Here is a 22,554-nt window from a genome sequence, read left to right as displayed (position 1 = left end):
CGGTGACCCCACAACTGCCCGCTTGCCCCGGCAACAAGGGGGATAATTCGGTCCACATCTTATCCGTCAGTAGCGTGCGGTCTGCATTCATAGACGATGAACAGCCACTTAATTGAGAACAGTTCCTAGCGCAACGGCGGCTCCTCGTCCTCGAACAGCATGCGCACGGAGGGCGTGTAGGTATCGTCGTACTGGCCCGAGCGCACCGACCACAGGAAGGCCCCCAAAAAGAGCAGCGCCACCAACAGGCTGATACCGATAAGCAAATAGATGATGGTCATGGCAGAAGGGGGGTTTTAGCTGTTAGCTGAGAGCTATTAGCTGTTAGCTTCGGGCAATAAGCCAGGGATGAAGAGATAAAAGCTAACAGCTAATAGCTCTCAGCTAACAGCTCACAAAGACAGTCTGGCCGCCGCCCGGCGCACCAGCACGGTGGCCACCAGCATCACGCTCAGCGAGCTGATGGGCATGAGGATGGCCGAGACGATGGGCGTGAACAAACCCTGCACGGCCAGCGTGAGGCCGAAGGCGTTGTAGCAGAACGAGAGCACGAAGGTGGCCAGCACCACCCGCAGGCAGGCCCGCGAGAAGCGCAGGAACGTGGCCAGCCGGCCGAACTCCGCCGCGTCGAGGATGGCGTCGCAGGCGGGCGAGAAGTTGGTGAGCGTGTCGGTGAGGGCCAGGCCGGCATCGGCGGCGCGCAGGGCCCCGGCGTCGTTGAGGCCGTCGCCCACCATCACCACGGTATGCCCGTTGGCCCGTTCGGCGGCAATGTAGGCCAGCTTATCGGCCGGCGACTGGCGGAAGTGCAGCGCGGCGTCGGGGCCGAGCATGGCGCGCAGGCGCGCTTCCTCGGCGGCCGTATCGCCCGAGAGCACGGCCAGCCGGTAGTGCCCGCCCAGGCCGGAGAGCACCTCGGGCAGGGCCGGGCGGTACACGTTGGGGAAGGTGTAGTAGCCCGCCGGCTCGCCCTCAAACGCCACGTACACCCGCGTTTCGGGCGCGTCGAAGTAGCGCGAAGCCTCTGCTTCGCGCCCATCAGGCGCCGTGTCGCTCAACAAGTCGCGAAGCGGAAGCTTCGCGCTACTATCGTTCGGCGCGTCGCGAAGCGGGAGCCTGGCGGTACTGCCGGTGAACCCGGCCGCCCCCAGGCGCACCGTTTCGCCCGTGTCGGCGGTGGCTTCGAGGCCCTGACCGGACGTTTCGTGGCAGTGGCGCAAGGGCCGGGCCGGGCCGCTGGCCTCGCGGGCCAGCCGCTGGCTCAGCGGGTGGGTTGACTGGGCAGCGGCCGTCGTGAGCAGGCTCAGCTCGGCGGCCGTGAGGGGGCGGCCGTGGTACTGCACGGCGGCCTGGTGCGGGTCGGTGAGGGTGCCGGTCTTGTCGAACACCAGCGTATCGGCGCGAGCCAGCGTTTCGATGACGGCCGAGTTTTTCAGGTAGAACTTGTGGCGGCCCAGCACCCGCACGGCCGCGCCCAGGGCAAACGGGGTGGCCAGCGAAAGGGCGCAGGGGCAGGCAATAATCAGCACCGACGTAAAGGCGCGCCACATCATAGCCTGGTCGCGCGGGCCCCAGTAGAGCAGCGTGCCCAGCGCCAGCGCCAGCGTGATGCCCACGAAGTAGCGGCCCACCCGGTTGGCGTAGGTTTCCAGGCCCTGGTGGCGGCTTTCCTTGGCGAAGGCGGGGTTGTTCCAGAGCTGGGTCAGGTAGCCCTGGCTGACTTCGCGCACCACTTCCAGCTCCACGGCCTCGCCCAGCTGCCGGCCGCCGGCGTACACCAGCTCGCCCGAGGCCCGCGCCACCGGCGTGCTCTCGCCCGACACAAAGGAGTAGTCAATCTGCCCGTCGCCGCGCAGCAGCACCGCATCGGCCGGCACCACCTCCTGGTGGCGCACCCGAATCCGGTGGCCCACCTGCAGCTCCCGCACCGAGATGGACTTGTCGCCCTCGGGGGTAAGCCGGGTGACGGCCACGGGGAAGTAGGAGGTAAAGTCACGGTCGAAGCGCAGCGCGTCGTAGGTGCGCTGCTGCACCCAGCGGCCAATCAGCATAAAGAACACCAGCCCGGTAAACGAGTCGAAGTAGCCCGGCCCCTGGCCGCTCAGCGCCTCGTAGCTGCTCACCCCAAACAAGGCCAGCAGCCCCAGGCTAATCGGAAAATCGAGGTTGATGTAGCGCTGGCGCAACCCCTGCCAGGCCGAGCGGAAGAAGTCGCGGGCGCTGTACAGCAGCACCGGCAGCGCCAGCGCCAGACTCAGTAGCCCAAAGAAGCCCCCAAACCCGGCCTGCAACTCCTCGACAAACGAGAAGTAGTCGGGCAGGGCCAGCAGCATCACGTTGCCGAAGGCGAAGGCCGCCAGCCCCAGCTGGTAGTAGAGCGTGCGGCTGGCGCGGTGGGGCTGGGCGCCCAGCTCGGCCAGCGTAATCTGGGGCTCGTAGCCCACCGACGCCAGCAGGGCCACCACGTCCTTGAGGCTGGTGCGGGCGGTGAGGTAAGTAATGGTAATTTCCTTGCGCAGGAACTGCACCCGCGCCTCCACGATGCCGGCGTTCAGCTTGGGCAAGTGCTCCAGCAGCCAGATGCAGGACGTGCAGTGCATCTGGGGCACGCTCACGGTCAGGCGGGCGCGCTCTTCCGAGCGAAAGCTCAGGAGCTGGGCCTGCACGCTTTCCGAGTCGAGGTAGTCGAAGCGGCCGGGCAGCTCCACTTCCTTTATCTTGAGGCCGGGGCGCTCGTCGAGGTTGTAGTAGGTGCACAGGTTGTTGGCCGCCAGCAGCTCGTACACCGTGCGGCAGCCGGCGCAGCAGAAGGGCTGGCCGGCCAGCGCCAGCGGCTCGGGCGGGCAGGCGTCGCCGCAGTGGGCGCAGGCAACGTCGGTGGCGGTAGCTTCTTCGAGGACGGTGGGCATATATGGAGCGGTTAGCTGATAGCTTTTAGCGGTTAGCTTGTTTTCTATCGGCTGAGGCGAACAAGCGGGCGGCGGTACAACTGACAGGTGGCCCGCCCGTGCTTTCTACAAAGCTCCGCCCGCCCGCGCCCCCGTCCGATGACCAACCTCATGCCGGGGCTTGATTTGCATCAGCGCGCCCGCACCGTTTGGCTGGCACCTTTGTTTGGTTGGTAACGATGAGACGCCATGAGTCGCGTCTCATCGTTGCTGATGTTGCCCGTCAGACGTCGCCGTTCACCGCTGAGGCGCGATGGGTCGCGCCGCTACGCCATTCGACCGTCACCTTTATTCCTGCTCCATGTTCTCTCGTCATTCCTGGTCGTTTCTGCTGGTGGCCGCGCTGTTGTTCTGGGCGGGGCTGGTGGCGGGCATTTCGTTTCTCGAAGCGCCGCTGAAGTTCACCGCGCCGGGCATCACGGTGCCGCTGGGGCTGGGCATCGGCCGGCTGGTGTTTCAGGCGCTTAATAAAGTAGAAATCGGGCTGGCCGTGCTGGCCATCGTCGCCGCCTTCCGCCTGAAGGTGCCCGCCAACCTGGTGCTGCCGCTGGGGTTGCTGGCCGCCGTGCTGGCCGCACAGACGCTGTGGCTGCTGCCGGCCCTCGATGTGCGGGCCCTGGCGCTGCTGGCCGGCCGCACTCCGCCCGCCAGCGACCTGCACCATATCTATATTGGCGCCGAAGTGTTCAAGCTGCTGTTGCTACTGGGCACCGCCAACCGCGCCTTCGCCCTGCTCAGCCGCCCCGCCGAAGCCTGGCGCCTCCGGCAGGCAGCTTGAACAGTGAGCTGTTAGCTTTTAGCTGACAGCTATTAGCCTTCCTCCGACGCAAATCCTGTTTCGTCCTCCTTACAATCCCTCCCGCTCATGCTCTCTAACAACACGAACAACACGCTGCCCGATATTCAGACCGAAGCCGACATCAAGGTGCTGGTCGACACCTTTTACGACCGCGTGAATGCCGACCCGCTGCTGGGCCCTATCTTCAACGACGTGGCCCACGTGAACTGGGCGGCCCATCTGCCGCGCATGTACGACTTCTGGAGTGGCCTGCTGCTGCACACCAACCGCTACCAGGGCCAGCCTTTCGCCAAGCACATTCCGTTACCCATCGGCGGCGGCCACTTTCAGCAGTGGCTGCACCTGTTCTGCCGCACCGTCGACTCGTTGTTTGCCGGCCCGGTGGCCGACGAGGCGCGGCTCCGTGCCGGCAATATCGCCCACGTTTTCGAAACCCGTATGCGGACCATCAACAATCCGCTTTCCATTCTCTAACCAACTCCTTCTCCTCATGGAAGCTATTTCCGGCAGCCTGCTGGCGGGCCCTCATGCCCACCCCTCCCCCTCCGACGCCACCACCCACGTGCTGTTGCGCCGCGAAGGCCACAACATCATTCATAAGCAGTTTGGTCCTGGCCAAGGCATGGCGCCCCACCACGCCCCGCACGAGGTATTGGTGGTCGTGCTCAGGGGGGAACTCGACATCACCGTATCCGACCATTCCCGCCACTATGTTGCCGGAGACTACGTTATCTTCCCCGCCGGGGCCGTTCATAGCCTGCACTGCCCCGAAGAGGCGCAGATACTGATTTACCGTTGAGTTGCCGGTTTTTATTGACCAGAAAGGGCATCATGCTGAGCGCAACACAGCATGATGCCCTTTCTGGTCAATAAAAACTACACTCCTGGCGCAGCCGGGCCTCTATGGCTTCGGCCTGGGGCAGGCCGGGCTGGCGCCACAGCTCCACACCCTGGCGCACCAGCACGCAGGCGGGCAGCGCCGCCGGCTGGCCGCTGAAGCTGCGCACCACCGTGGGGTGGGTGGCCTCGTCGATTTTCAGTACGCGCACGCCCGGTCCCAGGCGGGCCTGCAGGGCCCGTAGCGCGCCCGCGCTCAGGGCCGGCGCCTGGCCCGCTCCGGCCAGGGGCAGCAGCACCAGCAGCACGGTGGCCTCGGGCACCAGCATAGTAGGAGTAGCAACAACTGACATAAGCCGAAACGGGTAACGTAGGAGTTGTAAAAGTACCAGCCCGCTCCCCTCCCATTCCATGAGGTTTGTCAGCCCCTCGCTTGACCTTCCTCAGAAAGCCCGCCCGCACCGCCTTTTTTGCCGAACTTCGCTTCTTCCTCACTTCTCAGGGTTTCGCTACCGCAACTATGTTTTCCCACGCCCTGGCCGACCTGCTGCTCTCCCAAACCCCCGACTTTGCGGGGCTGGCCGACCCGGTTACCGGCCGGCTGCTGCGCGTAAACCAGGCGGGCGTGCAGCTGCTGGGCTACACCTCCGAAGCCGAGCTGCTGGAGCGGCCCGTTTCGCCGCTGCCGCCCGAGTGGCCCGCGCTGCTGGCCGAAGCCCGTAGCACGGGCTCGGCCGAGTCGGTGGTGCAGCTTGGGGCGTCCGGTGTGCGGGCCCGCCTCACGCTGCTGCCCCTGGCCCCCGCCGACCCCGCCGCGCCGCTGCTGCTGCGGCTGCAACCGCTGCCCAGCGGCGGCTGCCCGATGGCCGAAGGCTTGCGGCTGCAGCGCGCCGAGCAGGCCCTGGCCAACAGCCACGGCCAGTTCGAGGCCGTGGTGTCGCACGCCACCATTGGCATTATCGTCTGCAACCGGGCGGGCGACATCGTGTCGGCCAACCACTTGGCGCACCAGCAGTTCGGCTACCCGCCCGAGGGGCTGGTGCGCGCCAACATCGACGCGCTGGTGCCGCCTGCGCCCGGCCGCAACCACCAGCAGCTGCGCGAATCGTTCAACGCCGACCCGCAAGTGCGCGCCCTCAACTCGCACCGCGGTGACCTGGAGGGCCAGCGCGCCGATGGCTCGGTGTTTCCGGTGGAGGTGAGTCTGAGCTATTTCTACCAGGAAAACGAGCTGTACGTGGTGTCGTACGTCATCGACATTACCGATAAGCGGCAGGCGCGGGAGGCGCTGGTGGCCGAGCGCCTGCGCGTGGAGCGCCTGCGCGTGGAGCGCCTCAACGCCGACCTGGAGCAGAAAGTAGCCGACCGCACCCACGCCCTGCTGAGCACCCTGGAGCAGCTGGAGCAGCGCAAAGACGAGCTGGCCAAGGCCCTGCAGGCCGAGCAGGAACTGGGCGAGCTGAAGTCGCGCTTCGTGAGCATGGCCTCGCACGAGTTCCGCACCCCGCTTACGGCCGTGCTCACCTCGGCCTCACTCATCGAGCAGTACCCAGCCACCGAGCAGCAGCCCAAGCGCCTGCGCCACATCGAGCGCATCCGCCAGTCGGTCAACCACCTGAATGATATTCTGGAGGAGTTCCTGTCGGTGGGCCGGATTGAGGAGGGCAAGGTGGCTGCCCGCGCCGCCCGCCTGGAGCTGGCCGAGCTGGTGCAGGACACGATGCTCGACGTGCAAGGCCTGTGCAAGCCCGGCCAGCGCATCGAGACCGACCTGCAGGCCTGCCCCTCCGCCATCTGGCTTGATGCTTCGCTGCTGCGCAAAATCCTGGTTAATCTACTCTCCAACGCCCTCAAATACTCGGGCGACGACTCGGTGGTGCGCCTGCACGCGGCCTGCGCCGGCGGCTGGCTCACGCTGCGGGTCGAGGATGAAGGACTGGGCATTTCGGAGGAAGACCAGCAGCATTTGTTCGAGCGGTTTTTCCGGGCCCGTAGCGTCAGCAACCTGCCCGGCACCGGGCTGGGCCTGTATATTGTGGGCCGCTACGCCGAGCTGCTGGGCGGCACCGTCGACCTGCAAAGCCAGCTCGGCCAGGGCACTACCGTCACGCTAACCATCCCCTATGAAAGTCATTCTACTGATTGAGGACCACGACCTTATCCGCGAGAACACGGCCGAGCTGCTGGAGCTGGCCGGCTACGAGGTGCTCACGGCGGCCAATGGCAAGCTGGGCGTCGAGCAGGCCCTGGCCACCCGCCCCGACCTGGTTATCTGCGACATTATGATGCCCGTGCTCGACGGCTACGGGGTGCTGCACATCTTCAACCAGAACGCCGAACTGCGCGGCATTCCGTTTATCTTCCTGACGGCCAAAACCGAGCGCCAGGATTTGCGCAAGGGCATGGAGCTGGGCGCCGACGACTACCTCACCAAGCCCTTCGACAGCAACGAGCTGCTGAACGCCGTGGCCGGCCGGCTGGCCCGCTTTCAGCAGCTGCAGCCCCCACCTGCCCCCGAGTACGAGGCCACGCCCGCCGGCCTCGATGCGTTTCTGCACGACGCCCAGGCCACGGGCCAGCTCGATTCACTGGAAAGCTTGGCCGCCGACCGTCGTACCCACGAGCTGCCCCGCAAGCAGATTATCTACGCCGAGGGCGACGAGGCTAGCCGGCTGTACTTCGTGGAGTCGGGCCGGGTGAAAACCACCAAAACCACCGCCGCCGGCAAGGAGCTGATTACCGGCCTCTACGGCCCCGGCGACTTTTTCGGCTACCAGCCCCTGCTCGAACACACCGCCCACCACGACTCGGCCCTGACGCTCGAAGACACCGTGCTGCGCTACATTCCGGCCGCCGACTTCAGCCAGCTGCTCAGCCGTAACCCCGAGGTAGGCCGGCAGTTTGTGCGCCTGCTGGCCGGCCGGGTGCGCGAGCAGGAAGAGCTGCTGCTCGATATGGCCTACAACTCGCTGCGCAAGCGCGTGGCCGACACGCTGCTGCGCCTGCACGAGCAGCAAACCGCCGCCCAGCCCACTGCCGAGCCCCTTATCCAGCTCTCGCGCGAAGACATGGCCGCCCTCATCGGAACCGCCCCCGAGTCGCTGAGCCGCATCCTCAGCGAGCTGCGCCAGGACGGCAGCATCGAGCTCACCAACCGCGACATCCGGGTACTGCACCCCGAAAAGCTGCGCCGCGCCAACTGGTAGCGGGTCAGGGATTAGGGGTTAGGGGTTAGGGGTTAGGGGTTAGGGAAAGAACGTCATTCAGAGCGAAGCGAAGAATCTTGCGTGCTACTGTTGAACGACAACCGTTATAACGACTCCGAGCGAGATTCTTCGCTTCGCTCTGAATGACGTTCTTTTCTGAATGACGTTCTTTTCAGCTCCGGCGGATATTACCTGCCAACCGCTCCCAACTTTACTTATATTTGAACCCCTGAGCCGCACCCACCCGGCCCGGACAGCCGGCCAACAACTCTAAGAGGCGTTGGCGGCGGCTTTTCCCACGCTCCAAACTGCCCCCACCGCATGAGTACCAAGCTGCGTCTCATTATTCTGAGTTTCCTTCAGTTTTTCATCTGGGGCTCGTGGCTGATTACCATCGGGGCCTACTGGTTCCAGACCAAGCAGTGGTCGGGCTCGGAGTTCGGGGCCATTTTCTCCACGATGGGCATTGCCTCCATCTTCATGCCCTCGCTTATGGGCATCGTGGCCGATAAGTACATCAACGCCGAAAAACTCTACGGCGTGCTGCACCTGCTGGGCGGCGTGGTGCTGTGCACGATTCCGCTGGTAACGGACCCCAGCACCTTTTTCTGGGTGATTCTGCTGAATATGGTGTTCTACATGCCCACGCTGGCGCTGTCCATTGCCGTGTCGTACTCGGTGCTCAAGCGCGAGGGCTCGGATGTGGTGAAGGACTACCCGCCCATCCGGGTGTGGGGCACCATCGGCTTCATCGTGGCCATGTGGACGGTGAGCTTGCTGGGCTTCGAGAAGTCGGCCAGCCAGTTCTACGTGGCGGCCGGCGCGGCTTTCCTGCTGGGCTTCTACTCGTTCACGCTGCCCAAGTGCCCGCCGCTGGCCAAAAACACGCCCGGCCGCTCGGTGGTCGATGCGCTGGGCCTCAAGTCGTTTGCCCTGCTGCGCGACTCCAAGATGCTGGTGTTCTTTATGTTCGCGCTGCTGCTGGGCGCGGCTCTGCAGCTCACCAACGCCTACGGCGACACCTTCCTGCACGATTTCGACCAGAACCCGGCGTATAAAGACACGCTGGCCGTGAAGTACCCGGCCATCATTATGTCAATTTCCCAAATTTCGGAGACGCTCTTCATTCTGGCCATTCCGTTCTTCCTGCGGCGTTTCGGCATCAAGCAGGTCATGTTTTTCAGCATGATTGCCTGGGTGCTGCGCTTCGGCCTGTTTGCCTACGGCGACCCGGGTGCGGGACTCTGGATGATTATCCTCTCGTGCATCGTGTACGGCATGGCCTTCGATTTCTTCAACATTTCCGGCTCGCTGTTCGTCGAAACCCAGACCACGGCTTCTATCCGGGCCAGCGCCCAGGGGTTGTTCATGATGATGACCAACGGCTTTGGTGCAGTGCTGGGCAGCTCCGTCAGCGGCGTGGTGATTGAGCGCTACTTCACCGATGCCAACGGCGTGAAGGACTGGCACAACATCTGGCTGACGTTTGCGGCCTACGCGCTGGTTATTGCCGTGCTGTTCATTTTCCTCTTCAAACACAAGCACAACCCCAACCTAGTAGACGAGCAGGTAGACGAAGTGGAGCCCCTACTGACTATTGAGCAAGCCTAGATCACGAAGTAGCACGGATTTTTACGGATTTCACGGATTTTGTAGCCGGATTTCAGTGTAAAGCAAAACAGCCACTCTCCGCGGAGAGTGGCTGTTTTGCTTTATCAAAAGTCTTTATTAGCAGGATATCACTTAGCCAGGCCGGCTAACGGGTCCGTTCACAAAATTCGTGAAATCCGTAAAAATCCGTGCTAATTCGTGATCTAGCCGAAGTAGAATTCGCCCTCAATCTGAGCGTTTTCGTCGGAGTCGGAACCGTGCACGGCGTTGGCTTCGATGCTTTTAGCGTACTTCTTCCGGATGGTGCCTTCCTCAGCGTTAGCGGGGTTGGTAGCGCCAATCAGGGTGCGGAAATCAGCAACGGCGTTGTCCTTTTCGAGGATGGCGGCTACGATAGGGCCCGACGACATGTATTTCACGAGGTCTTGGTAGAAGGGGCGCTCCTTGTGTACTTCGTAGAACTGACCAGCCCGCTCGGGGGTCAGCTGCACTTTCTGAAGCTCCACGATGCGGAAGCCGGCCGCCTCAATCATGCCGAGGATACCACCAATGTGGTTGTCCTGCACGGCATCAGGCTTAATCATGGTGAAGGTGCGGTTGGTAGCCATATGGCGGGTTGGGTTAGTGGAAATGGAATGCAAATTTGCGGGCACAAAAGTAGTAGTTTTTGAGTTAGGAGGGAGTACGGAGAGGTGAGCGGGAACGTCATTCAGAGCGCAGCGAAGAATGACGTTCCCGCTCACCTCTCCGTACTCCCTTCTCGCTTCTCCTCTCACTACCTTTGCGCACCTTTCTGAGGAGCCTTTTGTTGGAGAGCGGAATATTTCCGAATTTTGCCGCCTTTGCATTCGGGCTAACCAGCCCACTTTCAGTTACCTGCCCCGTAGGAGATGTCGCAAATTGCTGAGTTGAAAGAACTGCTGGCCCAGCCCCGGCAGGTATTCATCACCACCCACCACAAGCCCGATGCCGATGCCCTGGGCTCGTCGCTGGGTTTGGCGGGTTACCTGCGCAAGAAGGGCCACCAGGTAACGGTCGTAACGCCTTCCGACTATCCGGATTTTCTGGCCTGGATGCCTGGCAACGATGAGGTAGTAGTGTACGACCCGCGCCGCAACGATGCGAAGGTGCGCGAGTTGGTTGAGCAGGCCGAGGTGTTATTTTGCCTCGATTTTTCGTGCCTGGCCCGCATCAACGAGCTGGGCGAGTACGTGCGGATGGCCAAGGGCACCAAGGTGCTCATCGACCACCACCAGGAGCCCGAGAATTTTGCCCAGCTGGACTTTTCCAACTCGCGGGCCGCAGCCGCATCCGAGCTGGTGTTTGAAGTAATCCGCGACCTGGGCGACCAGGACCTGATTGACACGGGTATCGGCGAATGCCTGTACGCGGGCATCATGACCGATACGGGCTCGTTCCGCCACCCCAGCACCTCGCGCAACGTGCACCTCATTATTGCCGAGCTGCTCAGCGCCGGCATCAACACGTCCGAGGTGCACCGCCGCATCTACGACTCGCACTCGGAGGAGCGGCTGCGGTTTCTGGGCTTCGTGCTAAAGGACAAGCTGACGGTGCTGCGCGAGTACAACACGGCCTACATTGCCATTACGGCCGACGAGCTGCGCCAGTACCACTCCAAAACCGGTGACACGGAAGGGCTGGTAAACTTTGCGCTGAGCATTGAGGGCATTGTGTTTGCCGCCATTTTCATCGACCGCACCCAGGCCGTAAAAATCTCCTTCCGCTCGGTAGGCGACTTTTCAGCCAGCGAGTTCTCGCGCCGCCACTTCAGCGGCGGCGGCCACCACAACGCCGCCGGCGGCATCAGCCACGTACCGCTGCCCGCCACCCTCGACCGTTTCCTGGAGTTGCTGCCCGACTACCAGGTGCAACTGCTGGGCGCGCCGCTGGCCAGCCCGGCCCCGGTGGCGTAATTCGGCGTAACTTCGCCGCTGTTTTTGCATCTTCACTCCTCTCAAACCCCTTCATGTTTTTTCAACGCACCTTTCTGAGCCTGGCCCTGGCGGCCGGCATCCTGAGCCTCGCCTCCTGCAACAAAAGCGGGGAATTCAGCAAGACGCCTTCGGGAATTGAGTACAAGATTTTCAAGAGCACTGCGGCCGGCAAGTACGAAGACAAGGACGTGAGCAAGGACGGCGACGCGACGTACAAGGAGCGCATCGGCAAAATAATGGCCCTGCATGTGGAGTACCGCACGGCCAAAGACTCGGTCCTGTTTAACTCGCGCAAGCAGCAGATGGGCTTCCCGGTGCGCGTGCCCCTGGATACCGTGCGGGCGCCCCAGCGCGGTGGCCTCGAAGAAGCCATCAGCCTGCTCCAGCCCGGCGACTCGGCCGTGTTCCGCTTCAACGTGGACACTATTTTCGCCAAGTCGTTCCGCCAGCCCGTACCCCCATTCATGAGCAAGGCCGGCAAAACCATGACCATGTACGTGAAGGTGGACAAGGTGCAGGACCAGGCCGAAGCCCAGGCCGACGTGCAGAAAATGCAGGTAGAACAGCAGGCTAAAATGGCCGCTCATGCCGAGGCGCAGCTCAAGAAAGACGATGTAGCGCTGCAGGCCTACGCCAAGAAAAACAACCTCACCGTTCAGAAAGACCCATCGGGCGTGTACTACGCCATTACCACGGCTGGCCCGGGCCCCAAGCCCAAAGCCGGCCAGGTTGTATCGGTGCTCTACAAAGGCTCGTTGCTGGAAAACGGCAAAGTGTTCGATTCGTCGGAGAAGGTAGGCAACAAGCCGTTCGACTTCACCATTGGCCAGGGCCAAGTGATTCCGGGCTGGGATGCGGGCATTGCCCAGTTCCCCAAGGGTTCGAAAGGCATTCTGCTGGTGCCTTCGTCGCTGGCCTACGGGCAGCGCGGTGCCGGCGCCGACATTCCGGCTGACGCCATCCTGCGCTTCGACGTAGAGCTGGTCGACATCAAGAACGCCCCCGCTCAGCCGGCCGCCGGCGCCCAGATGGACGAGGCCGAAATCCGTCGTCAGATTGAAGCCATGCAGCGCCAGGCGCAGCAGGGCAAATAAACCCGGGCACTTGCTCGTTTAGCCTAAGCCCCCGGCCCTGCGGTGCAACCCGGCCGGGGGTTTTTGTATCCTATCCTCAAGGGGTTTCACGTTTTTTTCTTCCTGCTGATGCTGTTTTCTTCCTTCTGCGCTGCCCTGCACCGCACCGGCCACCGCTCCCTGGTGCTGCTGCTTACGCTGCTGCCGCTGCTGCTGGCGGGCTGCCAGTCCGATCCTATTGACAACACCAATTACGCCGAGCGCGACGAGCAGCTGATTACTGACTATATCAAGGCCAACAACCTGACGGGCTTCGAGCGGAAGGCATCGGGCCTGTACGTGGCTGTTACGCAGCCCGGCACCGGCAACCCGGCCGTAGCCGGCCAGCAGCTGACGGTGCTTTACACCGGCCTCACGCTCGACGGCCGCGTTTTCGACTCGACGAGCAGCCGCAACGACGAGCCGATTACCTTTACGGTGGGTCGGGGCCAGGTTATCCCAGGTTGGGACGAGGGCTTTATCGGCCTGCGCCCCGGCAGCAAAGCCATCCTGCTTATTCCATCGGACCTGGCCTATGGCCCCCGCGCCACGGGCCCGATTCCGGCCCGTTCTGTGTTGCGTTTCGACGTAGAGCTGCTACGGGCTCAGTAATAGTTTCTCACCACGCTTTTCGCCTGCCATGAATTTCCGGTTTTCGCTGCTTCCTTTTTTTCTACTGACGCTGCTTCTTGCGCTCGGTGCCTGCAAAAAAGATGATAAAAATGAGCCTGCTCCCGACTTTACTGAGCGCGATGAGCAGTTGATTACCCAGTATATCCAGGCCAACAACCTGACGGGCTTTGTACGTGACACCACCATGTTCGTGTCCGTTACCCAAGCCGGCACGGGCGCGTTGCCCAAAAAGGGCCAGACTATCATCGTCAAGTACAAAGGCACCACGCTCGACGGCCAGGTATTCGACGAAACCAAGGAGTCTACTATTGGCTTCCCATTCGTGCTGGGCGCAGGCCAGGTTATAAAGGGCTGGGACCGGGCTTTCAAGCAGTTCAACAAGGGTACCAAGGCCATTCTGCTTATTCCATCGGGGCTGGCTTACGGAAATACTGCCACGGGCTCTATTCCGGCCAATTCGGTGTTGCGCTTCGATGTGGAGGTAGTAAACATCAAGTAAGCCGGCTTCCCAGAACAGTAGCCTTTTCTTTTTTGCTTTATGACTATGAAAAACCTGACCCTGTTTCTGTCGTTGCTGGCCCTGCTGGTAGGAGCCTCGCTCATGAGCGGCTGCGAACAGCCCAATAATCCTTTCCAGATTGACCCCAAGGTAATTGAGGCCCAGAAGAAGGCCGATGACGACACCATTCAGGCCTACCTGACCCGCAACGCCATTACCAACTACCGCCGGCTCGACTCGGGCATCTACCTGGTGCCCCTCACCGATGGCCCGGCTGCCAACCCGCTCATCAAAGCTGGCCAGAAAGTGACGGTTAACTACGTGGGGCGGTTTATTAATGAGCGCAACGAGTCGCAGGTATTCGACGCTTCCAGCACCAACCGCACCGACTGCGGCTGCTTTAGCTTCCGCAACGGAGCCGGTGGGGTAATAAAAGGCTGGGACGAAGCGACGCTCGAAATGCGCCAGGGCGACCGGAAGCTGGTGCTTATTCCCTCCTACCTGGGCTACGGGTTCGAAGCATCAGGGCCCGTTCCGGCCAGAACGCCGCTATTGTTCGATCTGGAAATCCTGAGCGTAGAATAACTACCTGAACGATGCGGCAAGGGCTGACGTGGGCTATTTTACTACTGCTGGGCGGCTGGCCCCTGGCTGGCCATGCCCAGCGTACCCTTACCACCGCTGCCCCCCTGCCCCCTGCCGACAGCCTCGAAGCCCGGGCCCTCACTACGTCGTCGGGCCTGCGCTATGCGTTGCGCCAGCCAGGAGCCGGCCCTACGCCCAAAATCGGTAGTCGGGTGAGCGTCCATTACACCGGCTTTCTGGCCTCCAATGGGCATATTTTTGACACCTCGGTGCAGCAGGGTGGCCCGCTGAAGGTGCGGGCGGGCGCGAAAGAGGTTATCAGAGGGTTTGATGAGGCGCTGTTGCTGCTGCCCGAGGGTAGCCGCGCGCGCGTCTGGATACCGGCCCGGCTGGCCTACGGTGCCAAAGGCCTCCCCGACCCCGACGACGACAGCAACCGCCGCTACATCATCCCGCCCAACGCCGACTTGATTTTCGAACTGGAAGTGCTGAAGGTGAAGTGAGAAGTGAGAAGTGAGAAGTGAGAAGTGAGAAGTGAGAAGTGAGAAACGGTACGACGGTCGTTCTGCTTGGGCGGAATGACCGTTTTTTTTTGGATTACCGGCGTGTGCTACTTTTGTTCACGTTTCTAAAAGCACCTATTGTATGGCTTATTCTGTTCGGATGCGCGTGTTGGGGTCGGTGAGTGCGCTGCTGCTGGCAGCAGCGGGGCTCGTTTCGTTTCAGGGGAAGCCCGTGCCCTTCAATCGGCTGAAATCGGGCTTGGAATACCGGATCTACCGGCTCGAAAAGGGCCGTTACGTGCTGCGGCCCGCCTTGCCCGCCACCGGCGACCCGGCCTATGCCAGCCGCGTAGGCCGCATCCTGAGTTTGCACCTGCAGTTCCGCACCGCCAAAGATTCGGTGCTTATGCACTCGCGCCGCCAGAATGAGAACCAGCCCGTGCGCGTACCGCTCGATACGCTGCGGACCGGCCAGGGCGGCAGCGTCGAGCAGGCACTGGCGCTGCTCCAGCCCGGCGACTCGGGCGTGTTTCGCCTCAATCTCGACACGGTGTTTAGCAAGTCGTTCCGACAGCCGGTGCCGGGCTTCATCCGCCGGGCCGGGCCTGCCATGCTGGTATTCGCCAAAGCCGTAAGCGTGCAGACGCCGGCCGAAGTGGAGGCGCAGATGCGCCAGGAGGAAGCCAAACAGCAGGAAACGGCCACCCTAAAAGCCGCCGAACAGGCCCGCCGCGACGAAGCGCTGATTCTGGCCTATGCCAAAGAAAACAAGCTACAGCCAAAAAAAACGCCCCGTGGCGTGTACTACGTGGTTACCCGCCCCGGTAGCGGCCCGGTGGCCCAGCCGGGCCAAACGGTTTCGGTGCTCTACCGCGGCCAGCTGCTGAGCGGCCAGGAGTTTGATGCGTCGGTAAAACACGGCAACAAGCCTATCGAGTTTCCGCTGGGTGCCGGCCGCGTTATTCCGGGCTGGGATGAAGGCTTGGCCCAGCTTTCCAAAGGCGCCAAAGCCACGCTGCTCATCCCTTCGGCCCTGGCCTACGGCCCCCGCAGCCCCGGCGAGTCCATCCCCGCCAACAGCGTGCTGCTCTTTGAGGTGGAGCTGGTGGATGTGAAGTAGGGAGTAGGGTAGGAACGTCATTCAGAGCGCAGCGAAGAATCTCGCGTGAATCGTTGAACAACGACTGTTGACACGATTCACGCGAGATTCTTCGCTGCGCTCTGAATGACGTTCTTCTTTCTGCTGTATTTCCTTCTCCCCTATCCTTTACAACTCCGCCAGCACTTCCGACAGCACAGCCAGGGAACGGATGTCGCCGAGGCGCTCGACGTGGAGCTGGTAGTAGCGGATGAGCACGCCCAGCAGCTCGCGCCGGACCCGGCCATTCGGAATAGAGGCCGAGGCGGGAGTGCGAATCAGCTCGTCGAGGTACTGGTCGAACTCGCGGCGCAGCGCCGTGGGGCCGCGGTTGGTACCGGCCGCGGCATCGGTGGCAAAAGCTACCTGGGTGGTAATTTCCTCGCCCGTTTCGGCACCGAAGCCCAGGTAGTGGCTGAGCTGCAGCAGAAACACCAGCGCGAAGTTCTCGAAGCCCGTTTCCTGCCGGTCGAAGGCCAGCACCGAGTCGTGCAGAAACGTGAACAGCGGCTCGTTCTCCTCCTCCTCCAGCAGCACCCGGCTCACCACCTCCGACAGCAGCAGGGCAATGCTGCTTTTGCGTACATCGTAGGGCAAGGTGCGGAAGGGCTCGGCGCACCGGAACTCCGAGAGGCGCGTGAGGCCACCATTACGCGAGGTGTACGCTACCAGTTCCAGCAGCGTGAGGGGCTGAAACAGAGCAATGCGGCCGGGCGGCTTGGCCTTGCGCACCCCGTTCACGAGGTAGCTCTGCAGGCCCAGCCGCTCGGTATAGATGCGGGCAATAATGCTGGTTTCGCGGTAGCGAATGTGGCTAAGCACAATACCGCGGGTTTTGATAAGCATTTCTTTGAGAAGCTAGGAGATAGAAGACAGGAGCCAGAAGGGTTCTTCCAACTTCTACTTGCTCACCACGGCAATCTTGCTTACGCAGCCGTTCTTGCCGTCGGCGTCGGCGGTGAGTACAAGGTACACGCCCGAGCGCACGCGTTGGCCATTGTAGTCGGCCAGGTTCCAGCTGACGGTGCCGCCGTTGGCGCGAGTCTGGTATACGAGCCGGCCCGCTACATCGGTTATTTTCACGCTGGCGTTGTTGGCCAGGCCCGAAACACTCACGGGCCCGGCGTAATCGGGCCGAATGGGATTCGGGTACACACTCGCGCAGCTGGGCTTGCCTTCGGTGATGGTGGCGTCGCCGCGGTAGCTGACCACGCCCGCATCCGTCACGGCGAATACCTCGCCGGTTTTATCGTTCACGGCTACATCCACGATGGTGTTGGAGGGCAAGGGGCTATTCTCGGTAGTAAAATGGAGCAGCACCTCGTTGGCATCGGCCGTAAACAGCCACAGGCCGCTTTCGGTGGCAAACCACTTACGGTTGGCCCCATCAATGGCAATGCCGTTTATTTTGCGGTTGTCGAGCGTGGCAAAGCCCACCTCGTCTTCGCCGCCTCTATCCACGTAAGGCAGCTGAAAGCCGGTGGTTTGCTGGGGGTCGAAGGCGCCGCCGGGGTTGGGAAAGAAGGCCGGGCCTTTGTTGGTGCCCACCCAGATGTCGCCCACCCGGTCCTTCACTACATCGTACACGTCGTTGATGTCGCGCGCAGCACCTTCGCGGCCCGCAGCCTGGCTGTAATAGCGGGTTTCGCGGGTTTCGGGGTTGTGGGCCACCATGCCCAAGCCGCTGCCGGGCGCCCGGGCCCGCGACACCCACGCCGCGCCGGCATCATCGAGGGCAATACGGTCGAGGTTTTCGCTGCCCGCGAAGTAGTCGATAATACGCCAGCTGCTGGCCACCGGGTCGAACACGAACAGGCCCGACTGCCCGGCTATCTGATGGCGGTTTACCACCCACACGCGGCCCTCGGCATCCGCCGCAACGTCGGTTACGCGGGCAAAGGTGGGGTCGGCAATGGCGCTGCGCAGGGGGTTGGGCTGGTTGGTGGTGGGGTTGAACAGCCGGAACTCGCCCGGGCCCTTCCACTCCAGCAGGCCGTTGCCGTAACTGCCCACGTACAACGTGCCGTCGGGCGTGCGGGCGCCTCGGGTTAGGTCCTGGGGGTTGGGGTACTGCGCCCGGTCGGGCAGGGTGCTGGGCGTGAAGTTGGTCCACTGCCCCTGCTGAAACTCGTAAAAGCCCCGAAAAAAGCCGCGCTGCAAATACCGGTCGGTGTAGCCGCCCGTGAACACGTTTACGGTGTTGGTGCGGGCATCGGCCAGCACACTAAAGGCCTGGGCTTCGGCGGGCGCATTGGTCAGGAACTGCTCGGCCTGCTGGCCGTCGGGGGCAACCCGCAGCAGCCCGTTCTCAAAATCGGCTACGTAAAAGCTCCCGTCGCGGCTACGCAGGCTGGCCTGTGGGTTGCGCAACAGGGCCGGGCGCAGTGTTGTGCGCCGGGCGCCGGTTGCTACATCCAGCACTGAAACCTGGGCCGGCTCAGTTATCAGCAGGCCGGCGGCCGAAGCTGTTAACTGCCGGAAACTTATGCCCACCGGCGAACCGGCCAGCGGCTGCCAGCTGCCGGGGGCAGCGTAGGCATACAGCCGGTCGCCATTGATGCCGGCCACCACCCGGCCCTGCTGCACGGCCAGCGTGCGGTACGGGTCGCCGGGGCGGGCAGGCAGGTCAGTGGTCCAGGTGCGAAAATCGAGCGGGTTACCGGCCAGACTGGTGCGCATCAGCCCGTTGGAAGTGGCGGCGAACAGCGTACCGTTGGCTACAGCCGTGGCGTACACCCGCACCACCGTGCCGCCAGGGCCGATGTTGGTGTACGAATCCCGGATTTCGCGCTTGTCCAGATCGAGCACCACAATGCCGAAACTGGCCGACAGGTAGGCCCGCCGCCCGGTAATCTGCACCTGATACACGGTTTTACCGCCGTTGATGTCCTTGCGGAAAATATCGTTGAGGTTGCTGATTTTCCCGTCCTGCAGACTCAGCAAATCGAGGTTGGCATTCTGGTAGACCACCAGCAGCTGCCGGCCCACCGAATCGTAGGCTACTGTGCTCACGCCCACGTCGTTCAGGCCGTCGCGGCGCGAAAGCAGCGTGGTCGTGCTCAGCTTCTTATCAAGGTAGAAAAAGGCATCTTGGGCGGCTACGTACACCCGGTCGTCGGCTTCGGCCAGGGCCAGGGCGCGGTTGGTGGGCAGGTGCAGCTGCCACTCGCCGTAGCCGGCCGCCGCCGACTGGGCCCGGGCTGTGCCGGCCGGCAGTACAGCCAGCAGCAGGAAAAAGGGCAGCAGCGCGGCGCGCAGGCGTAGAGGTAGGCTCATAGGGCGGGCGGTAGAGAACGAGGCAGACAGACGAAAGGTAACGCCCCCGGCCGGGCTTTAGTGCAGTTCTTTATTTCGCTTTTTGCCGCAGCCCTTCCTGAAAGCAAACGCGGCAGCGGGCTTCGTAGGCATCGGTTTCGCCGAGCAGAATTTTGTCTTCGGCGGCGGTTACCCGGAATGAATACGAGGCCAGCTCGCCGCAGCGCACACAGATGGCGTGCACCTTGGTTACGAACTCGGCCACGGCCATCAGGGCGGGCATGGGGCCAAAGGGCTGGCCCTGAAAATCCATGTCGAGGCCGGCCACAATCACGCGGGTGCCGCCGTTGGCCAGCTGCACGCACACCTCCACCAGCGACTCATCGAAAAACTGGGCTTCATCAATGCCCACTACGTCGCAGCTGGTAGCCAGCAGCAGGATTTCCTGGGCCACCGGCACGGGCGTACTCCGGATGCTGTTCTGGTTATGCGACACCACATCTTCGGCATGGTAGCGGGTGTCGAGGGCGGGCTTGAAGATTTCCACCCGCTGGCGGGCAATTTCCGCCCGTTTCAGCCGCCGGATAAGCTCCTCGGTTTTGCCCGAAAACATGGAGCCGCACACAACTTCAATCCAGCCCCGGCGGGCATTATTGCCAGGGCGCGTACCAACGCGGGGTTCAATAAACACGGGCGGAGTAAATGTGTGAATGGGTGAGTAGGGAAATACAAAAGAACGTCATTCAGAGCGAAGCGAAGAATCTCGCCGAGTCGTCGGGCGGTTGGCGCTCAACGATGGCACGCGAGATTCTTCGCTTCGCTCTGAATGACGGGCTGATATCCCCATTCGCATCTTCACTCACTCCGGCACCGAATACACGACGTGCGGCAGCTGGGTGGCGCGGGGTACGCGGGCGCTTACCTGGCCATCGGGCAGGCGGGTCTGGCAGCTCAGGCGCTCATCGGGACCGAGGCGGCCGGCAGCGCGGTAGCGTAGCTCGGGGGGCGTCGGCTCGCTCAGCAGTTCGGCCCCGGCGCACACCCGCAACCGGCACGTAACGCAGCGCCCCCGTGCCCCGCAGGCGTGCTGCCAGTCGTGACCGGCGGCCTGAATGGCGGCCAGCAACGTGGCCCCCGCAGGCACCGGAATGGCCACGCCGGACAGGTTTTCGACAATCAGAGTGGGCATATTTCTGTAAATTGCTCGCTGAACCAGGCTCTCAATGAATACCAAATATAGCCACGCACAGCGTGAACAATACGGCCGGCTGCTGGCAGCCCGGCTCTGCGACCAGCATTTCGGGGCCCGCCCCACGGCCACGCTCGATGGTCCGGCAGTGCTCAGTTTCACTCCCATCAGGCAGGTAAACCTGTTTGTAGTGCAGGAGCTGCTGAGCAAGTGGACCGCCGAAATGGCTCAGCTGCGCAGCACTTATTTCGACTTCGAGGATGCCGACGTACGCCAGGCCCTCACCCAGTTCATGAACGTGCTTTCGCGGCGCATCCGCCTCAGCCGGCCCGCCTACGAGCCGCTACTGGCCCAGGCCGTGACCGACACACTGGCTGGGGCCCTCAATCCGGCCGATACGCTGGCCACCAAGCTGCTGCCCGCCGAGGCCGGCCCGCGCACGCCCGAGCAACTGCGCGAGGGCCTGCGCTACCTTCACTTCAACAAAGCCCTGTTCGAGCACTTCATCAACGCACTACCTGCCGGCCAGGAGCAGCCCCGCGACTACCTCATCAGCCACTTCCGCCAGCACCTGGAAAACAACCCCGGCCAGCTGGAGCCCCTGACGGCCCTGGTAGCGCAGTTCAACGAGCTGCTGCCACTCACCGAAGAGGAGCTGCGCGAAGCCTCCCCGCCGCCCGCCGCAGTACCGGTTCAGCCGACTCCTGCTGCTCCGGCCGCGCCTACTCCGGCTCCTGTTCCCGTATTGCCCGCGGCTGAGGTGGCTCCGAATCCGGTGGTTCCGACTCCAGCGGCTCCGGCCGCCGAAGAGCAGGCGCCGGTTCCGCTGCACGCCAAGCTGAAGGCCGAGCGGGCGGGCTCGCCTTCGCTAAGCGAAACCCTGCGCCCCGAGCGGGCCGCCACGCTGGCCGACAAGGCCCCGAATGTGGAGTCGTTGCGCGAGGCTATTTCCATCAATCAGCGGTTCAGCTTCATCAATGAGCTGTTTGGGGGCGAAAACATGCGCTACCACGCCGCCATACAGCACCTCGACTCGCTGCCCAACGCCGACACGGCCAAGCGCTACGTAACCGACAACCTAGCCACCGAACAGCAATGGGTGCGCAAGGACGAGCACGTAAATAAGCTGCTGCGCCTGATTGACCGCAAGTTCAGCGCCTGATTTTCCAGAGCCAGCCCCCGCTTCGGGGCTGGCTTCTTGCGTTTATTGCCACCCCATGCCCCATCCCGCTGCTGCCCCTTGGCGCTGGCCGCACTGGCTGCTGGTGTACCTGCTGGGCCTGGGCTTGGTAGCCGGGCCGGCCTACCCCATGTACCGGCACTACGATTTCTCGCACTCGCTCGATACGCGCAGCTACCTGAGCGTAGCCCGCGGCGAGTTTGAGGGCGTGAGCCTGACCAGGCGCTACCGGCCGCTGGTGCCGGCCCTGGCCGCCACCGTGGCCTGGCCGCTGGAGCAGGTGTACGCCCGCATCTGGCCCGAGCGCCCCGGCACCGAGTGGCCGCTACGGCTGGGCTTCTACGTGGTGAACTGTCTGCTACTGGCCGGGGCGGGCCTGGTGATATTCCGCACCTGCCAGTTGTGCGGGGCCTCGCCGCTGGCGGCCGCGCTGGCCCTGGCGGCCGTTTTCACAAGCCGCTGGACGGTGTACATGGCCGGTCTGCCGCTGGTCGACAGCCTGTACCTGCTGGTATTTGCGCTGGCCTTTTATGCGGTGCGCGCGGGCTCGGCGGGGGCGGTAGTGGCAGTGCTGCTGCTGGCGCTGCCGGCCAAAGAATCGGGGCTGCTGCTGGTGCCCTGGCTGCTGTGGTACGGCCGCCATGCCCTGCGCTGGCCCTGGCAGCTGGCTTGGCTGGCGCTAGGCGGCGCGGCCTGGCTGGCCCTGCGCCTCTGGATCGACCAGCAGGCCGGCACGCCGCCGGAAGCCAGCGTAAGCAACGCCCTAGGCCACCTCGAAAACCTCACGTACTCGCTTAGGCGGCTTTTTTCGGTGAAGGGCGCGGGCGAAATCTTCAGCATCTTCGGCTTCTTCAGCCTCGCCTTGCTGGCAGGTTTGCGCAGCCGGGCGGCCCGTCAAGATTGGCTGCCCGCCGTGGGCCGGTCCGGAATCGGGCTGCTGGTTATCGTGGCTGCCCACATGCTGCTCTCGGGTGATTTGGGCCGCATGGGCTACCTCGCCGCCCCGGTTTTCGCGGTGGCGTTTTCGTTGATTGTTAGCAAATACAGACTACTCAGTGAGTGAAGTATTCGAAAATTAGCTGAAAGACAGCTCAATTTTTCAAC

23 protein-coding genes are annotated in these 22,554 nt (G+C 62.9%); 15 read left to right on the top strand and 8 right to left on the bottom strand.

Features of this window, described 5'->3' with window-relative positions; translation table 11 throughout:
* Nucleotides 1-125 precede the first annotated feature (125 nt).
* Nucleotides 126-281 carry a cbb3-type cytochrome oxidase assembly protein CcoS gene (gene ccoS / locus J7E24_RS12925; protein WP_019947383.1) on the bottom strand — a complete coding sequence of 52 codons (156 nt, stop codon included), beginning with the start codon at nt 279-281 and terminating at the stop codon, nt 126-128.
* Between the two features lie 111 nt (nt 282-392).
* Nucleotides 393-2,909 carry a heavy metal translocating P-type ATPase gene (locus J7E24_RS12920; RefSeq protein WP_215138572.1) on the bottom strand — a complete coding sequence of 839 codons (2,517 nt, stop codon included), beginning with the start codon at nt 2,907-2,909 and terminating at the stop codon, nt 393-395.
* A gap of 340 nt (nt 2,910-3,249) precedes the next feature.
* Here J7E24_RS12920 and J7E24_RS12915 point away from each other — a divergent pair, with 340 nt between their 5' ends.
* From J7E24_RS12915 to J7E24_RS12905, 3 genes are all read left to right on the top strand, one after another.
* Nucleotides 3,250-3,726 carry a hypothetical protein gene (locus J7E24_RS12915; RefSeq protein WP_215138571.1) on the top strand — a complete coding sequence of 159 codons (477 nt, stop codon included), beginning with the start codon at nt 3,250-3,252 and terminating at the stop codon, nt 3,724-3,726.
* Between the two features lie 87 nt (nt 3,727-3,813).
* Nucleotides 3,814-4,221 (top strand): group III truncated hemoglobin, encoded by a 408-nt coding sequence (locus tag J7E24_RS12910; RefSeq protein ID WP_215138570.1) that lies wholly within the window; start codon nt 3,814-3,816, stop codon nt 4,219-4,221.
* A 16-nt stretch (nt 4,222-4,237) separates the two neighbouring features.
* Nucleotides 4,238-4,546, top strand: a complete 309-nt coding sequence (locus tag J7E24_RS12905; protein ID WP_215138569.1) for a cupin domain-containing protein — start codon at nt 4,238-4,240, stop codon at nt 4,544-4,546.
* A gap of 67 nt (nt 4,547-4,613) precedes the next feature.
* On the opposite strand, the gene J7E24_RS12900 is transcribed toward J7E24_RS12905, so the two are convergent.
* Nucleotides 4,614-4,937, bottom strand: coding sequence for a thioredoxin (locus tag J7E24_RS12900; protein ID WP_215138568.1), 324 nt, complete (start codon nt 4,935-4,937; stop codon nt 4,614-4,616).
* Nucleotides 4,938-5,104: 167 nt separating this feature from the next.
* Here J7E24_RS12900 and J7E24_RS12895 point away from each other — a divergent pair, with 167 nt between their 5' ends.
* From J7E24_RS12895 to J7E24_RS12885, 3 genes are all read left to right on the top strand, one after another.
* Complete coding sequence (locus tag J7E24_RS12895) at nt 5,105-6,730, top strand: PAS domain-containing sensor histidine kinase (protein WP_215138567.1); 1,626 nt, start codon at nt 5,105-5,107, stop codon at nt 6,728-6,730.
* Complete coding sequence (locus J7E24_RS12890) at nt 6,708-7,790, top strand: response regulator (protein WP_215138566.1); 1,083 nt, start codon at nt 6,708-6,710, stop codon at nt 7,788-7,790. Before J7E24_RS12895 ends, J7E24_RS12890 begins: the two co-directional genes overlap by 23 nt.
* A gap of 321 nt (nt 7,791-8,111) precedes the next feature.
* Nucleotides 8,112-9,401, top strand: coding sequence for a nucleoside permease (locus J7E24_RS12885; protein ID WP_215138565.1), 1,290 nt, complete (start codon nt 8,112-8,114; stop codon nt 9,399-9,401).
* Nucleotides 9,402-9,604: 203 nt separating this feature from the next.
* Here J7E24_RS12885 and J7E24_RS12880 read toward each other — a convergent pair whose 3' ends face one another.
* Nucleotides 9,605-10,009, bottom strand: a complete 405-nt coding sequence (locus tag J7E24_RS12880; protein WP_019947375.1) for a nucleoside-diphosphate kinase — start codon at nt 10,007-10,009, stop codon at nt 9,605-9,607.
* A gap of 282 nt (nt 10,010-10,291) precedes the next feature.
* Between J7E24_RS12880 and J7E24_RS12875 the strand changes: the two genes are divergently transcribed.
* The 7 genes from J7E24_RS12875 (at nt 10,292) to J7E24_RS12845 (ending at nt 15,808) form a co-directional block, all read left to right on the top strand.
* A complete protein-coding gene (locus tag J7E24_RS12875) occupies nt 10,292-11,335 on the top strand; it encodes a DHH family phosphoesterase (RefSeq protein ID WP_215138564.1) in 1,044 nt (347 codons plus the stop codon).
* 53 nt (nt 11,336-11,388) lie between these two features.
* A complete protein-coding gene (locus J7E24_RS12870; protein ID WP_215138563.1) occupies nt 11,389-12,450 on the top strand; it encodes an FKBP-type peptidyl-prolyl cis-trans isomerase in 1,062 nt (353 codons plus the stop codon).
* 108 nt (nt 12,451-12,558) lie between these two features.
* Nucleotides 12,559-13,080 (top strand): FKBP-type peptidyl-prolyl cis-trans isomerase, encoded by a 522-nt coding sequence (locus J7E24_RS12865; protein ID WP_215138562.1) that lies wholly within the window; start codon nt 12,559-12,561, stop codon nt 13,078-13,080.
* A gap of 28 nt (nt 13,081-13,108) precedes the next feature.
* Nucleotides 13,109-13,600 carry an FKBP-type peptidyl-prolyl cis-trans isomerase gene (locus J7E24_RS12860; RefSeq protein WP_215138561.1) on the top strand — a complete coding sequence of 164 codons (492 nt, stop codon included), beginning with the start codon at nt 13,109-13,111 and terminating at the stop codon, nt 13,598-13,600.
* 45 nt (nt 13,601-13,645) lie between these two features.
* Nucleotides 13,646-14,185: an FKBP-type peptidyl-prolyl cis-trans isomerase gene (locus J7E24_RS12855; protein ID WP_215138560.1), complete on the top strand. Its 540-nt coding sequence runs from the start codon at nt 13,646-13,648 to the stop codon at nt 14,183-14,185.
* An 11-nt stretch (nt 14,186-14,196) separates the two neighbouring features.
* Entirely contained in the window at nt 14,197-14,688 is a 492-nt protein-coding gene (locus J7E24_RS12850; protein ID WP_215138559.1) for an FKBP-type peptidyl-prolyl cis-trans isomerase, read from the top strand.
* A gap of 142 nt (nt 14,689-14,830) precedes the next feature.
* Complete coding sequence (locus tag J7E24_RS12845) at nt 14,831-15,808, top strand: FKBP-type peptidyl-prolyl cis-trans isomerase (RefSeq protein ID WP_251047185.1); 978 nt, start codon at nt 14,831-14,833, stop codon at nt 15,806-15,808.
* 147 nt (nt 15,809-15,955) lie between these two features.
* Here J7E24_RS12845 and recO read toward each other — a convergent pair whose 3' ends face one another.
* From recO to J7E24_RS12825, 4 genes are all read right to left on the bottom strand, one after another.
* Nucleotides 15,956-16,672: a DNA repair protein RecO gene (recO, locus tag J7E24_RS12840; RefSeq protein WP_215138558.1), complete on the bottom strand. Its 717-nt coding sequence runs from the start codon at nt 16,670-16,672 to the stop codon at nt 15,956-15,958.
* 54 nt (nt 16,673-16,726) lie between these two features.
* Nucleotides 16,727-19,102 (bottom strand): T9SS type A sorting domain-containing protein, encoded by a 2,376-nt coding sequence (locus tag J7E24_RS12835; protein ID WP_215138557.1) that lies wholly within the window; start codon nt 19,100-19,102, stop codon nt 16,727-16,729.
* Nucleotides 19,103-19,172: 70 nt separating this feature from the next.
* The gene (locus J7E24_RS12830; RefSeq protein WP_215138556.1) at nt 19,173-19,772 is read right to left on the bottom strand and encodes a thymidine kinase; all 600 of its coding nucleotides are present in this window, start codon (nt 19,770-19,772) and stop codon (nt 19,173-19,175) included.
* A 168-nt stretch (nt 19,773-19,940) separates the two neighbouring features.
* Nucleotides 19,941-20,270, bottom strand: a complete 330-nt coding sequence (locus tag J7E24_RS12825) for a 2Fe-2S iron-sulfur cluster-binding protein (protein WP_215138555.1) — start codon at nt 20,268-20,270, stop codon at nt 19,941-19,943.
* 34 nt (nt 20,271-20,304) lie between these two features.
* Between J7E24_RS12825 and J7E24_RS12820 the strand changes: the two genes are divergently transcribed.
* Together J7E24_RS12820 and J7E24_RS12815 are read left to right on the top strand one after the other, a co-directional pair.
* Entirely contained in the window at nt 20,305-21,432 is a 1,128-nt protein-coding gene (locus tag J7E24_RS12820; RefSeq protein ID WP_215138554.1) for a hypothetical protein, read from the top strand.
* 55 nt (nt 21,433-21,487) lie between these two features.
* Nucleotides 21,488-22,513 (top strand): hypothetical protein, encoded by a 1,026-nt coding sequence (locus J7E24_RS12815; protein WP_215138553.1) that lies wholly within the window; start codon nt 21,488-21,490, stop codon nt 22,511-22,513.
* Nucleotides 22,514-22,554: the final 41 nt, after the last annotated feature.

Origin of the sequence: Hymenobacter sp. ISL-91 (genome assembly GCF_018613725.1) — a bacterium.
Classification (GTDB): Bacteria; Bacteroidota; Bacteroidia; order Cytophagales; family Hymenobacteraceae; genus Hymenobacter.
Note: the sequence above shows the minus strand (reverse complement) of the source record. Positions and strands in the feature narration are given on the sequence as shown.

Excerpts from the sequence above, each read along its gene's own strand:
- J7E24_RS12915 (WP_215138571.1), top strand. The coding sequence starts at position 3,250 with ATGTTCTCTCGTCATTCCTGGTCGTTTCTGCTGGTGGCCGCGCTGTTG.
- J7E24_RS12815 (WP_215138553.1), top strand. The coding sequence starts at position 21,488 with ATGCCCCATCCCGCTGCTGCCCCTTGGCGCTGGCCGCACTGGCTGCTG.
- ccoS (WP_019947383.1), bottom strand. The coding sequence starts at position 281 with ATGACCATCATCTATTTGCTTATCGGTATCAGCCTGTTGGTGGCGCTG.
- J7E24_RS12855 (WP_215138560.1), top strand. The coding sequence starts at position 13,646 with ATGAAAAACCTGACCCTGTTTCTGTCGTTGCTGGCCCTGCTGGTAGGA.
- J7E24_RS12895 (WP_215138567.1), top strand. The coding sequence starts at position 5,105 with ATGTTTTCCCACGCCCTGGCCGACCTGCTGCTCTCCCAAACCCCCGAC.
- J7E24_RS12890 (WP_215138566.1), top strand. The coding sequence starts at position 6,708 with ATGAAAGTCATTCTACTGATTGAGGACCACGACCTTATCCGCGAGAAC.
- J7E24_RS12825 (WP_215138555.1), bottom strand. The coding sequence starts at position 20,270 with ATGCCCACTCTGATTGTCGAAAACCTGTCCGGCGTGGCCATTCCGGTG.
- J7E24_RS12905 (WP_215138569.1), top strand. The coding sequence starts at position 4,238 with ATGGAAGCTATTTCCGGCAGCCTGCTGGCGGGCCCTCATGCCCACCCC.
- J7E24_RS12850 (WP_215138559.1), top strand. The coding sequence starts at position 14,197 with ATGCGGCAAGGGCTGACGTGGGCTATTTTACTACTGCTGGGCGGCTGG.
- J7E24_RS12820 (WP_215138554.1), top strand. The coding sequence starts at position 20,305 with ATGAATACCAAATATAGCCACGCACAGCGTGAACAATACGGCCGGCTG.
- J7E24_RS12845 (WP_251047185.1), top strand. The coding sequence starts at position 14,831 with ATGGCTTATTCTGTTCGGATGCGCGTGTTGGGGTCGGTGAGTGCGCTG.
- J7E24_RS12885 (WP_215138565.1), top strand. The coding sequence starts at position 8,112 with ATGAGTACCAAGCTGCGTCTCATTATTCTGAGTTTCCTTCAGTTTTTC.
- J7E24_RS12865 (WP_215138562.1), top strand. The coding sequence starts at position 12,559 with ATGCTGTTTTCTTCCTTCTGCGCTGCCCTGCACCGCACCGGCCACCGC.
- J7E24_RS12875 (WP_215138564.1), top strand. The coding sequence starts at position 10,292 with ATGTCGCAAATTGCTGAGTTGAAAGAACTGCTGGCCCAGCCCCGGCAG.
- J7E24_RS12835 (WP_215138557.1), bottom strand. The coding sequence starts at position 19,102 with ATGAGCCTACCTCTACGCCTGCGCGCCGCGCTGCTGCCCTTTTTCCTG.
- J7E24_RS12860 (WP_215138561.1), top strand. The coding sequence starts at position 13,109 with ATGAATTTCCGGTTTTCGCTGCTTCCTTTTTTTCTACTGACGCTGCTT.
- J7E24_RS12870 (WP_215138563.1), top strand. The coding sequence starts at position 11,389 with ATGTTTTTTCAACGCACCTTTCTGAGCCTGGCCCTGGCGGCCGGCATC.
- J7E24_RS12920 (WP_215138572.1), bottom strand. The coding sequence starts at position 2,909 with ATGCCCACCGTCCTCGAAGAAGCTACCGCCACCGACGTTGCCTGCGCC.
- J7E24_RS12910 (WP_215138570.1), top strand. The coding sequence starts at position 3,814 with ATGCTCTCTAACAACACGAACAACACGCTGCCCGATATTCAGACCGAA.
- J7E24_RS12880 (WP_019947375.1), bottom strand. The coding sequence starts at position 10,009 with ATGGCTACCAACCGCACCTTCACCATGATTAAGCCTGATGCCGTGCAG.
- recO (WP_215138558.1), bottom strand. The coding sequence starts at position 16,672 with ATGCTTATCAAAACCCGCGGTATTGTGCTTAGCCACATTCGCTACCGC.
- J7E24_RS12900 (WP_215138568.1), bottom strand. The coding sequence starts at position 4,937 with ATGTCAGTTGTTGCTACTCCTACTATGCTGGTGCCCGAGGCCACCGTG.